The sequence below is a fragment of the Streptomyces sp. NPDC057682 genome (genome assembly GCF_042799575.1).
GTDB lineage: Bacteria > Actinomycetota > Actinomycetes > Streptomycetales > Streptomycetaceae > Streptomyces.
Map to the genome: position 1 here is coordinate 354,233 of NZ_JBHVIN010000004.1, position 13,250 is coordinate 367,482.

General features: G+C 70.0%; 14 protein-coding genes. All 14 read left to right on the forward strand.

Annotation, left to right across the window (positions count from 1 at the left end; genetic code table 11):
* The first annotated feature begins 235 nt into the window (after positions 1-235).
* The 14 genes from ACFVDM_RS09145 (at position 236) to atpA (ending at position 13,249) form a co-directional block, all read left to right on the forward strand.
* Positions 236-1,336 carry an LCP family protein gene (locus ACFVDM_RS09145; protein WP_383635034.1) on the forward strand — a complete coding sequence of 367 codons (1,101 nt, stop codon included), beginning with the start codon at positions 236-238 and terminating at the stop codon, positions 1,334-1,336.
* Positions 1,337-1,476: 140 nt separating this feature from the next.
* Positions 1,477-1,701, forward strand: coding sequence for a 50S ribosomal protein L31 (gene rpmE, locus ACFVDM_RS09150; protein ID WP_136203279.1), 225 nt, complete (start codon positions 1,477-1,479; stop codon positions 1,699-1,701).
* A 143-nt stretch (positions 1,702-1,844) separates the two neighbouring features.
* Positions 1,845-2,921 carry a peptide chain release factor 1 gene (gene prfA, locus ACFVDM_RS09155; protein ID WP_383635037.1) on the forward strand — a complete coding sequence of 359 codons (1,077 nt, stop codon included), beginning with the start codon at positions 1,845-1,847 and terminating at the stop codon, positions 2,919-2,921.
* Between the two features lie 49 nt (positions 2,922-2,970).
* Positions 2,971-3,816: a peptide chain release factor N(5)-glutamine methyltransferase gene (gene prmC / locus ACFVDM_RS09160; protein WP_383635039.1), complete on the forward strand. Its 846-nt coding sequence runs from the start codon at positions 2,971-2,973 to the stop codon at positions 3,814-3,816.
* Between the two features lie 56 nt (positions 3,817-3,872).
* On the forward strand, positions 3,873-4,520 hold the full coding sequence (locus ACFVDM_RS09165) for an L-threonylcarbamoyladenylate synthase (RefSeq protein WP_383635041.1): 648 nt from the start codon (positions 3,873-3,875) through the stop codon (positions 4,518-4,520).
* A complete protein-coding gene (locus tag ACFVDM_RS09170; protein WP_383635043.1) occupies positions 4,517-5,158 on the forward strand; it encodes a protein-tyrosine-phosphatase in 642 nt (213 codons plus the stop codon). The genes ACFVDM_RS09165 and ACFVDM_RS09170 overlap by 4 nt, the downstream gene beginning before the upstream one ends.
* Positions 5,159-5,314: 156 nt before the next feature.
* Positions 5,315-6,574 carry a serine hydroxymethyltransferase gene (gene glyA, locus ACFVDM_RS09175; protein ID WP_383635045.1) on the forward strand — a complete coding sequence of 420 codons (1,260 nt, stop codon included), beginning with the start codon at positions 5,315-5,317 and terminating at the stop codon, positions 6,572-6,574.
* Positions 6,575-6,688: 114 nt separating this feature from the next.
* The gene (locus ACFVDM_RS09180; protein ID WP_383635047.1) at positions 6,689-8,077 is read left to right on the forward strand and encodes an MraY family glycosyltransferase; all 1,389 of its coding nucleotides are present in this window, start codon (positions 6,689-6,691) and stop codon (positions 8,075-8,077) included.
* A 263-nt stretch (positions 8,078-8,340) separates the two neighbouring features.
* Positions 8,341-8,778, forward strand: coding sequence for a hypothetical protein (locus ACFVDM_RS09185; protein WP_383635049.1), 438 nt, complete (start codon positions 8,341-8,343; stop codon positions 8,776-8,778).
* A 226-nt stretch (positions 8,779-9,004) separates the two neighbouring features.
* Positions 9,005-9,826, forward strand: a complete 822-nt coding sequence (gene atpB / locus ACFVDM_RS09190) for a F0F1 ATP synthase subunit A (RefSeq protein ID WP_383635051.1) — start codon at positions 9,005-9,007, stop codon at positions 9,824-9,826.
* 67 nt (positions 9,827-9,893) lie between these two features.
* Positions 9,894-10,142 carry an ATP synthase F0 subunit C gene (atpE, locus tag ACFVDM_RS09195; RefSeq protein ID WP_330313742.1) on the forward strand — a complete coding sequence of 83 codons (249 nt, stop codon included), beginning with the start codon at positions 9,894-9,896 and terminating at the stop codon, positions 10,140-10,142.
* A 37-nt stretch (positions 10,143-10,179) separates the two neighbouring features.
* On the forward strand, positions 10,180-10,725 hold the full coding sequence (locus ACFVDM_RS09200) for a F0F1 ATP synthase subunit B (protein WP_361019640.1): 546 nt from the start codon (positions 10,180-10,182) through the stop codon (positions 10,723-10,725).
* The gene (locus tag ACFVDM_RS09205; protein ID WP_383635053.1) at positions 10,722-11,537 is read left to right on the forward strand and encodes a F0F1 ATP synthase subunit delta; all 816 of its coding nucleotides are present in this window, start codon (positions 10,722-10,724) and stop codon (positions 11,535-11,537) included. The genes ACFVDM_RS09200 and ACFVDM_RS09205 overlap by 4 nt, the downstream gene beginning before the upstream one ends.
* 140 nt (positions 11,538-11,677) lie before the next feature.
* Positions 11,678-13,249, forward strand: a complete 1,572-nt coding sequence (gene atpA, locus ACFVDM_RS09210; protein WP_383635055.1) for a F0F1 ATP synthase subunit alpha — start codon at positions 11,678-11,680, stop codon at positions 13,247-13,249.
* Position 13,250 lies beyond the last annotated feature (1 nt).

Here is a 13,250-nt window from a genome sequence, read left to right on the forward strand (position 1 = left end):
CCGCCACCGGGTCCGTCCGGTCGCTGTAGAGGACAAGAAACCGCAGGTGAGCGCGGGGTCACGGGCTGCTGCCCGGCCCCTCGCGCGGTTCCGTTCCTTACCCGGAGGCCACAACCCCCTGTGCAACCCTTTCTGTCGCCGCCACGTCGTACCCGACAGTGACAAAGCGGCACACACACCCGCACACCACGCAGGGGGCGGTAGCCGGGACCGGGCCGAGGGATCGAGGAGAGCGATGAGCGGACAGCGCGGGAGCACCAGCCGAATACGGGCCACCGGCCGCCGCCGGAGGAAGCCGTCGCGCCGCCGCAGGGCGGCCGTCGTCGCCGCCTGGGGCCTGGCCGGACTGGTCGTCGTCGGCGGATCGGGTCTCGGATACGCCTACTTCCACCTCAACGGCAACCTCAAGGCCGTCGACATCAACAACGCGCTGGGCAAGAACCGCCCCGAGAACGTCGACAACGGCTCCGAGGACATCCTCGTGCTCGGCTCCGACTCCCGTTCCGGCGCCAACGCCGCGTACGGCGAGGACCAGGGCGGCGCCCGCTCCGACACCGCGATGGTCGTGCACGTCAACAAGGGGCACAAGTCCGCGAGTGTGGTCTCCATCCCGCGCGACACCCTCGTCACCCGTCCCGAGTGCACCGGCGACGTGAGCGGCGAGCCCGTCGCCGGCCAGGAGCGGGCCATGTTCAACACGGCGTACGAGGTCGGCGGACCGGCCTGCGCGGTGAAGACCGTCGAGGCGATGTCCGGGATCCGGATGGACCACTACATCGAGGTCGACTTCACCGGCTTCAAGAAGCTCGTCGACAAGCTCGGCGGCGTCGAGATCACCACGAGCCGGGCCATCGACGACCCCAAGAGCCATCTGGACCTGGCCCCCGGCACCCACACCCTGAACGGCGAGCAGGCGCTCGGCCTGGTCCGCACCCGCAAGAGCGTCGGCGACGGCAGCGACCTCGGCCGCATCCAGCTCCAGCAGGACTTCATCAAGGCGCTCATCAAGCAGGCCACGAGCGTCGGCGTCCTCGACGGCACCAAGCTCTACGGCATCGCGGACACCGCCACCAAGGCCGTCACCACCGACTCCGACCTCGGCTCCGTCACCAGGCTGGCGAGCTTCGCGACGGGGCTGAAGGGCCTCGGCGCCGACGACGTCCGCATGGTGACCCTGCCCGTGCGGTACGACCCCGCCGATCCCAACCGGGTCGTCCCGCTGGAGGAGGAGTCGAAGCAGGTGTGGACCGCGCTCCGCGCCGATGCCCCGATCCCCGCCTCCGCCCTGGAGGAATCCGCGGGCGACAAGGGCGACGCCGGGCAGATCGTGCGCTGACCCCGCCCCGGGAATAGCCGGCGGCCCACCCCGGTTTTGGGAGATACGGCCGGTCCTGGCAGACTGGTACGTCGGCCCCGGTTCACGGACGCGCAATCCGCACGGACGACCCGGTGCCCTCCCGAACCTAGGAGAAACCCTTGAAGCGCGACATCCACCCCCAGTACGTCGAGACGCAGGTCAGCTGCACCTGTGGCGCGTCGTTCACCACCCGTTCGACGCTGGACAGCGGCACCATCCGTGCCGACGTCTGCTCCGAGTGCCACCCGTTCTACACGGGCAAGCAGAAGATCCTCGACACCGGTGGCCGCGTGGCCCGCTTCGAGGCCCGCTTCGGCAAGGCCGCCGGCACCGCCAGCAAGTAGCGAGCCGACAGCGCCGGTCCTCGGCGCCCTCGTTCCGGGGGCGCTGGGGCCGGCGTTTTTTCGGCCGGGGCGCGGCCCCGCACCCCGGCCGGACAGGCATCTCTCCGGCAGGCACGACGAGCGAAGGAACCAGGAGCCCGAAGATGTTCGAGGCGGTCGAGGAACTGATCGGCGAGCAGTCCGATCTCGAGAAGAAGCTCGCGGACCCCGCGGTCCACGCGGACCAGGCCAACGCGCGCAAGCTGAACAAGCGCTACGCCGAGCTGACTCCCATCGTCTCCACCTACCGCTCCTGGAAGCAGGCCGGCGACGACATCGAGACCGCCCGCGAGTTCGCCGCCGACGACCCCGACTTCGCCGCCGAGGTCAAGGAACTGGAGCAGGAGCGCGAGGAACTCACCGAGAAGCTCCGCCTGCTGCTCGTTCCGCGCGACCCCAGCGACGACAAGGACGTGCTCCTGGAGATCAAGGCCGGCGCGGGCGGCGACGAGTCCGCCCTGTTCGCCGGCGACCTCCTGCGCATGTATCTGCGCTACGCCGAGCGCGTCGGCTGGAAGACCGAGATCATCGACTCCACCGAGTCCGAGCTGGGCGGCTACAAGGACGTCCAGGTCTCCGTGCGCACCAAGGGCGGCAACGGCGCCACCGAGCCCGGCCAGGGCGTCTGGGCCCGGATGAAGTACGAGGGCGGTGTGCACCGCGTGCAGCGCGTGCCCTCCACCGAGTCCCAGGGCCGCATCCACACCTCCGCCGCCGGCGTGCTCGTCACCCCCGAGGCCGAGGAGGTCGACGTGGAGATCCACGCCAACGACCTGCGCATCGACGTCTACCGCTCCTCCGGCCCCGGCGGGCAGTCCGTCAACACCACCGACTCCGCGGTCCGCATCACCCACCTGCCGACCGGCGTCGTCGCCTCCTGCCAGAACGAGAAGAGCCAGCTCCAGAACAAGGAGCAGGCCATGCGCATCCTGCGCTCGCGGCTGCTGGCCGCCGCCCAGGAGGCCGCCGAGCAGGAAGCCTCCGACGTGCGCCGCAGCCAGGTGCGCACGGTCGACCGGTCCGAGAAGATCCGTACGTACAACTTCCCGGAAAACCGCATCTCGGACCATCGCGTCGGCTTCAAGGCGTACAACTTGGACCAGGTGCTCGACGGGGACCTGGACGCCGTGATCCAGGCCTGTGTCGACGCCGACTCGGCGGCCAAGCTCGCCAACGCGTGAGCCGAGCCCCTCTGACCGCACCGCCCGTGAACCCGTACGGAGAACCGCGATGAACCTGCTGCTCGCCGAGGTGGCCCAGGCCACCCAGCGGCTGGCCGACGCCGGTGTCCCTTCGCCGCGCTTCGACGCCGAGGAACTCGCCGCGTTCGTGCACGGCGTCAAGCGGGGCGAGCTGCACAGCGTGCCGGACGCCGACTTCGACGCCCGCTACTGGGAGACCATCGCCCGCCGCGAGGCCCGCGAACCGCTCCAGCACATCACCGGCCGGGCCTTCTTCCGCTATCTGGAGCTCCAGGTCGGCCCCGGGGTCTTCGTGCCCCGGCCGGAGACCGAGTCGGTGGTCGGCTGGGCGATAGACGCCGTCCGCGCGATGGACGTCGTCGAACCGCTGATCGTCGACCTGTGCACCGGATCCGGCGCCATCGCCCTCGCCATGGCCCAGGAGGTGCCGCGCTCGCGCGTGCACGCCGTGGAGCTGTCCGAGGACGCCCTGAAGTGGACCCGGAAGAACGCCGAGGACTCCAGGGTCACCGTCCACCGGGGCGACGCCCTGACCGCCCTGCCCGAGCTGGACGGCCAGGTCGACCTGGTCATCTCCAACCCGCCCTACATCCCGCTCACCGAATGGGAGTACGTGGCGCCCGAGGCCCGTGACCACGACCCGGAGATGGCCCTCTTCTCCGGCGAGGACGGCCTCGACACCATCCGGGGCATCGAGCGCACCGCGCACCGGCTGCTGCGCCCCGGCGGGCTCGTCGTCATCGAGCACGCCGACACCCAGGGCGGCCAGGTGCCGTGGATCTTCACCGAGGAGCGGGGCTGGGCGGACGCGGCCGACCACCCCGACCTCAACCGGCGCCCCCGGTTCGCCACGGCCCGCAAGGCCATGCCGTGACCGCCGGCACCCGCCCGTACCAGCCCTACCCGTACATGCTTGAGGAGGCCGGCTAGATGGCACGGCGATACGACTGCAACGACGCGACCGACCGTACGACGGGTCTGCGCGAGGCCGCGTCGGCCGTCCGCCGCGGCGAGCTGGTCGTGCTGCCCACCGACACCGTGTACGGGATCGGTGCGGACGCCTTCGGCTCCGAGGCGGTCGGCGATCTGCTGGAGGCCAAGGGACGCGGCCGGAACATGCCCTCGCCCGTGCTGATCGGCTCGCCGAACACCCTGCACGGCCTGGTCACCGACTTCTCCGAGCAGGCCTGGGAGCTGGTCGACGCCTTCTGGCCGGGCGCCCTGACGATCATCGCCAAGCACCAGCCCTCGCTCCAGTGGGACCTGGGCGACACCCGGGGCACCGTCGCGATCCGGATGCCGCTGCACCCGGTCGCCATCGAACTGCTCACGGAGGTCGGCCCGATGGCCGTCTCCAGCGCCAACCTCACGGGCCACCCGGCCCCCGAGGACTGCGACGCCGCCCAGGAGATGCTCGGCGACGCCGTCTCCGTCTACCTCGACGGCGGTCCGACCCCGGGCATCGTGCCCTCCTCGATCGTCGACGTCACGGGCAAGGTGCCGGTCCTGCTGCGGGCCGGGGCGCTCTCCGCGGAGGACCTGCGCACGGTGGTACCCGACCTCGAGGTGGCCAATTGACCGCCCCTGAGGGGCGTGGCATAGCGGGTCGGACCGACACCTTCCGCATCCTCCACGTCAGCACCGGCAACGTGTGCCGCTCACCGATCACCGAGCGGCTGACCCGGCATGCCCTCGTGGACCGGCTGGGCGATCCGCTCCAGGGCGGGCTGATCGTGGAGAGCGCCGGAACCTGGGGGCACGAGGGCGCCCCCATGGAGGCCAACGCGGAGGTGGTCCTCGCCGACTTCGGCGCCGACGCCACCGGCTTCGTGGGCCGCGAGCTCCTCGACGAGCACGTGATCCGCGCCGACCTCGTCCTCACCGCGACCCGCGACCACCGGGCCCAGGTGATCTCCATGGGGCATTCGGCGGGGCTGCGCACCTTCACGCTCAAGGAGTTCACCCGGCTCGTCCGGGCGATAGACCCGGCGACCCTGCCCGACGCCCGGGACGAGGGCGTCGTCGAGCGCGCCCGCGCCCTGGTCCGGGCGGCCGCCGCACTGCGCGGCTGGCTGCTCGCCCCCACCGCGGACGCCGACGAGGTCCACGACCCGTACGGCGCCCCCATCACGTTCTTCCGGTCCATCGGCGACGAGATCAACCAGGCCCTGGACCCCGTCGTCACCGCGCTCACCGGCGTGCCCGCCGCGCACTGATCCGACCCGGGGCGCCGAGAGCGCGCCCTCGGCCGTACGGCGCGGACGCGGTGCCCGGGGTCCGGACGGGTGCACCCGGGTCCGGCAGCGGGCAGCGGCCGCCGTACGGGCCTACATTGGAGCCGACGCCACCCCTCCCCAGGCCCGGAGCCCCCGATGCCGGTCACCAGCGCCAGCTCACCGTCCGCCGCCACCGCCGTGCCGCAGGACTTCGGGGCGCTGCTCCGGGAGGATCCGGAGATCGCCGGCGTACTGGCGGGGGAGGCGCACCGGCAGGCGCACACGCTCCAGCTGACGGCAGCGGAGAACTTCGTCTCGCCCGCCGTCCTGGCCGCCCTCGGCTCCCCGCTCGCCAACAAGTACGCCGAGGGATATCCCGGCGCCCGCCACCACGGCGGCTGCGAGCAGGCGGACGCGGCCGAGCGGATCGCTGTCCGCCGGGCCACCGCGCTCTTCGGCGCCGAGCACGCCAATGTGCAGCCGCACTCCGGCTCCTCTGCCGTCCTCGCCGCCTACGCGGCGCTGCTGCGGCCCGGGGACACGGTCCTGGCGATGGGTCTCCCGTACGGGGGCCATCTCACCCACGGTTCGCCCGCCAACTTCTCCGGCCGGTGGTTCGAGTTCATCGGCTACGGGGTGGACCCGGAGAGCGGGCTGATCGACTACGACCAGGTCCGGGCCCTGGCCCTGGCGCACCGCCCCAAGGCGGTCGTCAGCGGTTCGATCTCCTATCCGCGTCACATCGACCACGCGCGCTTCCGGGAGATCTGCGACGAGGTGGGCGCGTTCCTGATCGCCGACGCCGCGCATCCGATGGGGCTGATCGCCGGGGGAGCGGCGCCGAACCCCGTTCCGTACGCGGACGTCGTCTGCGCGACCACGCACAAGGTGCTGCGCGGCCCGCGCGGCGGGATGCTGCTGTGCGGGGCGGACCTGGCGGAGCGGATCGACCGCGCGGTGTTCCCGTTCACCCAGGGCGGCGCGCAGATGCACACCGTGGCCGCGAAGGCGGTGGCCTTCGGGGAGGCGGCGGCGCCGTCCTTCGCCGCGTACGCCCATCGGGTGGTGGCCCACGCCCGGGTGCTGGCCGCCGGTCTGGAGGCGGAGGGCTTCGAGATCGTCACGGGCGGCACCGACACCCATCTGATCGTCGCGGACCCGGCGCCGCTGGGCGCCGACGGCCCCGAGGCCCGCGCGCGGCTGGCCGGCGCGGGGATGGTGCTGGACACCTGTGCGCTGCCGTACGGGAACGCCCGGGGGATCCGGCTGGGCACCGCGGCCCTCACCACCCAGGGCATGGACGACGCGGACATGGCCAGACTCGCCGTGCTGATCGGCTCGGCCGTGCGCGGGGAGGGCGACGCGGGCGCCGAGGTGCGCGAGATGGCCGAGGCGCATCCGCCGTACCCGGGGTGACATCGCACATTTGTCCGTAAAGGAGTGCCCTGTGCAACCATCGCGGGGTGCTCCGTGTCCTCAACCATGAGGCGGACCTAGTTAAGGTGTGGGCTGAGATGGCCGGCGACATTTATGGGGCAGCCCGTGCGTGATTACTTGCTGACGCTCTGTGTCACGGCCGCGGTGACGTACCTGCTCACCGGCCCGGTGCGTAAGTTCGCCATCGCGGTCGGGGCGATGCCCGCGATCCGCGCGCGCGACGTGCACCGCGAACCGACACCGAGGCTCGGCGGCATCGCCATGTTCGGCGGGCTCTGCGCGGGGCTCATCGTCGCCGACCACCTGGCCAATCTCGACGGCGTCTTCGACCTCTCCAACGAACCGCGCGCGCTGCTCTCGGGCGCCGCGCTGATCTGGCTGATCGGGGTGTTGGACGACAAGTTCGAGATCGACGCCCTGATCAAGCTCGGCGGGCAGATGATCGCCGCCGCGGTCATGGTGCTCCAGGGCCTCACCATCCTGTGGCTGCCGATCCCCGGCGTCGGCACGGTGCCGCTCACCCAGTGGCAGGGCACGCTGCTCACGGTCGCGCTGGTCGTGATCACGATCAACGCGGTCAACTTCGTGGACGGGCTGGACGGTCTGGCGGCCGGCATGGTCTGCATCGCCGCAGCGGCGCTCTTCCTCTACACGTACCGGCTCTGGTACGGGTACGGCATCGAGGCGGCGGCCCCCGCGACGCTCTTCACGGCGATCCTGATGGGGATGTGCCTGGGCTTCCTGCCGCACAACATGCACCCGGCCCGGATCTTCATGGGGGACTCGGGATCGATGCTGATCGGCCTGGTCCTCGCCGCGGGCGCGATCTCGGTGACCGGGCAGGTCGACCCGGACGCGATGAAGCTCTTCGCGGGCAGCGAGCGGCAGGCCACCCACGCGATGCTCCCGGTCTTCATCCCGCTGCTGCTGCCGCTGACGATCATCGCCATCCCGGCGGCGGACCTGGTGCTCGCCATCGTGCGGCGGACCTGGAACGGGCAGTCGCCGTTCGCCGCCGACCGCGGCCATCTGCACCACCGGCTGCTGGAGATCGGCCACTCGCACAGCCGCTCGGTGCTGATCATGTACTTCTGGTCGGCGCTGATCGCCTTCGGCGCGGTGGGCTACTCGGTGCACTCGACGTCGATGTGGATCGTGCTGGCGATCACCGGGCTCTCCACGCTGGGTCTGATCCTGCTGCTGATGCCCCGGTTCACCCCCCGCGCGCCGCGCTGGGCCGAGCGCTTCGTACCGCCCCGCTACCGGCGGCGGAAGCGGGGCGGGGTCCAGGACCCCGGGGCGTCCGCCGAAGGCGCCCAGGAGGGCCAACAGGGGCCCCAGGACGGGCGGATGGGGCAGGAGGGACAGGAGCCTTCACCGCGGGCGCCGATCGCCGCGGGTGTCTCCGGCGTCAACGGGGCGACCGCGATCGGCCCCCGTGCGAGGTTCTCGGATCGTCGCAAGGCGGATTCCACCCGTTGATATTTCGGTCATCGCGGGGCAATACCAGACAAGGGTCGGAGTTGTCTTGCTCACACGCGCGAATTAGCTCTCACGTGTGACAGCAAGCACACTTTCTTGGTAAAGACCTCATCAAATAGTTTGTGATACCGTTCACGAACCCGGTGACAGAGCCGAAGGACCTGAGTAGCACGGTCCCTTGGCCCCCGAGGGTTCGACTCTCACCGGCCCTACGCTCGTCCATGACGACACACTGCCCACCCCCAGCAAGCGGAGCTGCCGCCATGCCGTCCAACGACGTCCGGACTCTCCTCCAGACCGCCGTACCCACCGCCACCGCCGGCGTCGCAGCCGTCGCGATCAGCGGTGGCGTCGCGGGCGGCAAGGGAGCCCTGGGCGCGCTCGTCGGGACGATCGTGGTGATCCTCTTCATGGGGATCGGGATGGTCGTCCTGCAGCGGACCGCCCGGTCCATGCCTCACCTCTTCCAGGCGATGGGGCTCGCGCTCTACACGGCGCAGCTCCTGCTCCTGTTCATCTTCGTCGCCGTATTCAAGAACACCTCGCTGTTCAACCCGAAGGCATTCGCGATCACGCTGGTCGCGACCACCCTCGTGTGGATCGGCGCACAGGCGCGTGCGCACATGAAGGCCAAGATCCTTTACGTGGAACCCGAGTCCGACCAGGCCGAGAAGCCGAAGAAGCCGGGGTCCCGAGCGTGAAGGGTAGGGGCGGAATAAGTGCAGGTTCAGGACCCTGCTATCGTCCGGTTCCAACTGCGGCACTGCGGGCGCGTGCATGTGAGCTGACGCCTGCTCGATCGCGAGGCTCACATGCCTGACTGCCGCTCACACATCCGAAACACCAGTCCAGTGCCGAACCGCGGCTGCGCGCCGCGCCGACACAACGAGGTTGCCGTACCTATGCGCCACGCTGAAGGAGCCCGCGGTGAGTGCTGACCCGACACAGGTGCTCGCCTTCGAGACCGATTGCCACCTCTTCGACGGTTGTGGCTTTCCGGCACCCGGCCTGCACTCGTTCCTGTTCGAGCCCCTCTGGGGCGACGCGGACAGCAACTTGTACTTCAACAAGACGATGCTGCTGGCCCTGCTCGGCTCGGTGATCATCGTTGGCTTCTTCTGGGCCGCCTTCCGCAAGCCGAAGTTGGTGCCCGGCAAGCTTCAGATGACCGCCGAGGCCGGTTACGACTTCATCCGCCGCGGCATCGTCTACGAGACGATCGGCAAGCGCGACGGCGAGAAGTACGTCCCGCTGATGGTCTCGCTGTTCTTCGTCATCTGGATGATGAACCTCTGGTCGATCATCCCGATCGCCCAGTTCCCCGTGACGGCGATCATCTCGTACCCGGCGGTCCTCGCCGGCATCGTCTACGTGCTCTGGGTCGGTCTGACCTTCAAGAAGCACGGCTTCGTCGGGGCCCTGAAGAACTTCACGGGCTACGACAAGAACCTCGGCGGGGTCCTGCCGCTCTCGATGACCATCGAGTTCTTCTCGAACCTGCTGGTCCGGCCGTTCACGCACGCGGTCCGACTCTTCGCCAACATGTTCGCGGGCCACACGCTCCTGCTGCTCTTCACGATCGCCAGCTGGTACATGCTCAACGGCATCGGGATCGCGTACGCGGGCGTCTCGTTCGTGATGGTCCTCGTGATGACGGCCTTCGAGCTCTTCATCCAGGCTGTCCAGGCCTATGTGTTCGTCCTGCTGGCCTGCAGCTACATCCAGGGCGCTCTCGCCAAGGGCCACTGAGCACCCACCTCCTGAAGCACCCGGTGGCCAACCCCCACCGGACATTGAAAGAGAAGGAAGAACCGGCATGTCCGCTCTCCAGACCCTCGCCGCCGGCGTCGAAATCAAGGGCAACCTCGGCTCGATCGGTTACGGCCTCGCCGCGATCGGCCCCGGCGTCGGCATCGGCATCATCTTCGGTAACGGCACCCAGGCGCTCGCCCGTCAGCCCGAGGCTGCCGGTCTCATCCGCGCCAACCAGATCCTCGGCTTCGCCTTCTGTGAGGCGCTCGCCCTGATCGGTCTGGTCATGCCGTTCGTCTACCCGACCGCCTGACCGGTCGCGAACAGCCCATTCGACGGAAGGCACTGACGTGAACCCCCTGGTTCAGCTCGCGGCGGAGGAAGCGGAAAACCCGCTCATTCCGCCGATCCCTGAGCTCGTCATTGGCCTCATCGCTTTCGTCATCGTCTTCGGCTTCCTCGCCAAGAAGCTCCTCCCGAACATCAACAAGGTTCTGGAAGAGCGCCGCGAGGCCATCGAAGGCGGGATCGAGAAGGCCGATGCGGCCCAGACCGAGGCCCAGAGCGTTCTTGAGCAGTACAAGGCTCAGCTCGCCGAGGCCCGCCACGAAGCCGCTCGTCTGCGCCAGGAGGCGCAGGAGCAGGGCGCCGTGATCCTGCAGGAAATGCGTGCCGAGGGCCAGCGCCAGCGCGACGAGATCGTCGCCGCCGGCCACGCCCAGATCGAGGCCGACCGCAAGGCCGCCGCCGCCGCGCTGCGCCAGGACGTGGGCAAGCTCGCCACCGACCTGGCCGGCAAGCTCGTCGGCGAGTCCCTCGAGGACCACGCCCGGCAGAGCGGCACCGTCGACCGCTTCCTCGACGAGCTCGAGGCGAAGGCCGAGGCCGTCCGATGAACAGCGCGAGCCGCGAGGCACTGGCTGCCGCACGCGAGCGTCTCGACGCGCTGACCGACAGCACGTCGGTCGACGCGTCGAAGCTCGCCGAGGACCTGGCCGGCGTCACGGCGCTGCTGCACCGCGAGGTGTCGCTGCGCCGGGTCCTGACCGACCCGGCGCAGGCCGCCGAGGCCAGGGCCGAGCTCGCCGGACGTCTGCTGAACGGCCAGGTGGGCGGCGAAGCCGTCGATCTGGTCTCCGGCATGGTCCGCTCGCGCTGGTCGCAGTCGCGCGACCTGGTCGACGCGATCGAGGAGCTGGCGAACACCGCCGACCTCACCGCCGCCCAGCGCAGCGGTGACCTCGACGACGTCGAGGACGAGCTGTTCCGGTTCGGCCGGATCGTGGCCTCGGACACGGAGCTGCGCTCCGCGCTCACCAGCCGGACCGCGAGCCCGGCCGCCAAGGGCGAGCTGCTGCGCAGCCTGCTCGGCGGAAAGGCCCGGCCCACCACCGAGCGCGTCGTCGTGCGACTCGTCACCCAGCCCCGGGGACGTAGCCTGGAAGCGGGACTCGACTCCCTCTCCAAGCTCGCCGCGGAGCGCCGGGACCGTACGGTCGCGGTCGTCACCTCGGCGGTGCCGCTCAGTGACCGCCAGAAGCAGCGCCTCGGCGCGGCCCTGGCGAAGCTCTACGGCCGGCAGATGCACCTGAATCTCGATGTGGACCCCGAGGTCCTCGGCGGGATCGCGGTGCGGGTCGGCGACGAGGTCATCAACGGCACCATCGCGGAGCGCCTCGACGAGGCGACCCGTCGCATGGCCGGCTGACCGAGCGCGGCGCACCCAACAGAACAGAGCAAGACCAGCGGCCCGGTTGGGCCGTGCAGAAACTGCAGAAGATTCCTGGGGGTCGGCCCCCAGACCCCCTTAAGAAACTTCGGGCCCAACAAGGAGAGCAGGGAACCCAGATGGCGGAGCTCACGATCCGGCCGGAGGAGATCCGGGACGCGCTGGAGAACTTTGTCCAGTCGTACAAGCCGGACGCGGCCTCGCGCGAGGAGGTCGGTACGGTCAGCGTTGCCGGCGACGGCATCGCGAAGGTGGAGGGCCTGCCCTCCGCCATGGCGAACGAGCTGCTGAAGTTCGAGGACGGCACCCTCGGTCTCGCCCTCAACCTTGAGGAGCGCGAGATCGGTGCGATCGTTCTCGGCGAGTTCAGCGGTATCGAGGAGGGCCAGCCGGTGCAGCGCACCGGTGAGGTGCTCTCCGTCGGCGTCGGCGAGGGTTACCTCGGCCGTGTCGTCGACCCGCTCGGCAACCCGATCGACGGTCTCGGCGAGATCGCGACCGACGGCCGCCGCGCCCTCGAGCTGCAGGCCCCTGGCGTCATGGTCCGCAAGTCGGTGCACGAGCCGATGCAGACCGGCTACAAGGCCGTCGACGCCATGGTGCCGATCGGCCGCGGCCAGCGTCAGCTGATCATTGGTGACCGTCAGACCGGCAAGACCGCTCTGGCCGTCGACACGATCATCAACCAGCGCGACAACTGGCGCTCGGGCGACGTGAACAAGCAGGTCCGCTGCATCTACGTCGCCATCGGTCAGAAGGGCTCCACCATCGCCTCCGTGCGCGGTGCCCTCGAAGAGGCCGGCGCGCTGGAGTACACGACCATCGTCGCCGCCCCGGCGTCCGACCCGGCCGGCTTCAAGTACCTGGCGCCGTACACCGGCTCGGCCATCGGCCAGCACTGGATGTACGACGGCAAGCACGTCCTGATCATCTTCGACGACCTCTCGAAGCAGGCCGACGCCTACCGCGCCGTGTCGCTTCTGCTGCGCCGTCCGCCGGGCCGCGAGGCCTACCCGGGCGACGTCTTCTACCTCCACTCGCGTCTGCTGGAGCGCTGCGCCAAGCTCTCCGACGACATGGGTGCCGGTTCGATGACGGGCCTCCCGATCGTCGAGACCAAGGCGAACGACGTGTCGGCGTTCATCCCGACCAACGTCATCTCCATCACCGACGGCCAGTGCTTCCTGGAGTCCGACCTGTTCAACGCCGGCCAGCGCCCGGCCCTGAACGTCGGTATCTCGGTCTCCCGCGTCGGTGGCTCCGCCCAGCACAAGGCCATGAAGCAGGTCTCCGGCCGCCTCCGTGTCGACCTCGCCCAGTTCCGTGAGCTGGAGGCGTTCGCCGCCTTCGGTTCCGACCTGGACGCGGCCTCGAAGGCCTCGCTGGAGCGCGGTAAGCGCATGGTCGAGCTGCTGAAGCAGGGCCAGTACCAGCCGATGCCCGTCGAGGAGCAGGTCGTCTCCGTCTGGGCCGGCACCACCGGCAAGATGGACGACGTCCCGGTCGAGGACATCCGCCGCTTCGAGACCGAGCTGCTGGAGTACCTGCGCCGCGAGCGCAAGGACCTCCTGACCAGCATCGCCGAGGGCGGCAAGATGTCCGACGACACGCTGCAGTCGGTCGCCGACGCGATCGCGGCCTTCAAGCAGCAGTTCGAGACCTCGGACGGCAAGCTCCTGGGCGAGGGCTGAT

Coding starts and splice junctions, on each gene's coding strand:
- atpA (WP_383635055.1), top strand. CDS start 11,678: ATGGCGGAGCTCACGATCCGGCCGGAGGAGATCCGGGACGCGCTGGAG.
- ACFVDM_RS09145 (WP_383635034.1), top strand. CDS start 236: ATGAGCGGACAGCGCGGGAGCACCAGCCGAATACGGGCCACCGGCCGC.
- ACFVDM_RS09165 (WP_383635041.1), top strand. CDS start 3,873: ATGGCACGGCGATACGACTGCAACGACGCGACCGACCGTACGACGGGT.
- ACFVDM_RS09180 (WP_383635047.1), top strand. CDS start 6,689: ATGGGGCAGCCCGTGCGTGATTACTTGCTGACGCTCTGTGTCACGGCC.
- prmC (WP_383635039.1), top strand. CDS start 2,971: ATGAACCTGCTGCTCGCCGAGGTGGCCCAGGCCACCCAGCGGCTGGCC.
- ACFVDM_RS09205 (WP_383635053.1), top strand. CDS start 10,722: ATGAACAGCGCGAGCCGCGAGGCACTGGCTGCCGCACGCGAGCGTCTC.
- prfA (WP_383635037.1), top strand. CDS start 1,845: ATGTTCGAGGCGGTCGAGGAACTGATCGGCGAGCAGTCCGATCTCGAG.
- atpE (WP_330313742.1), top strand. CDS start 9,894: ATGTCCGCTCTCCAGACCCTCGCCGCCGGCGTCGAAATCAAGGGCAAC.
- ACFVDM_RS09185 (WP_383635049.1), top strand. CDS start 8,341: ATGCCGTCCAACGACGTCCGGACTCTCCTCCAGACCGCCGTACCCACC.
- glyA (WP_383635045.1), top strand. CDS start 5,315: ATGCCGGTCACCAGCGCCAGCTCACCGTCCGCCGCCACCGCCGTGCCG.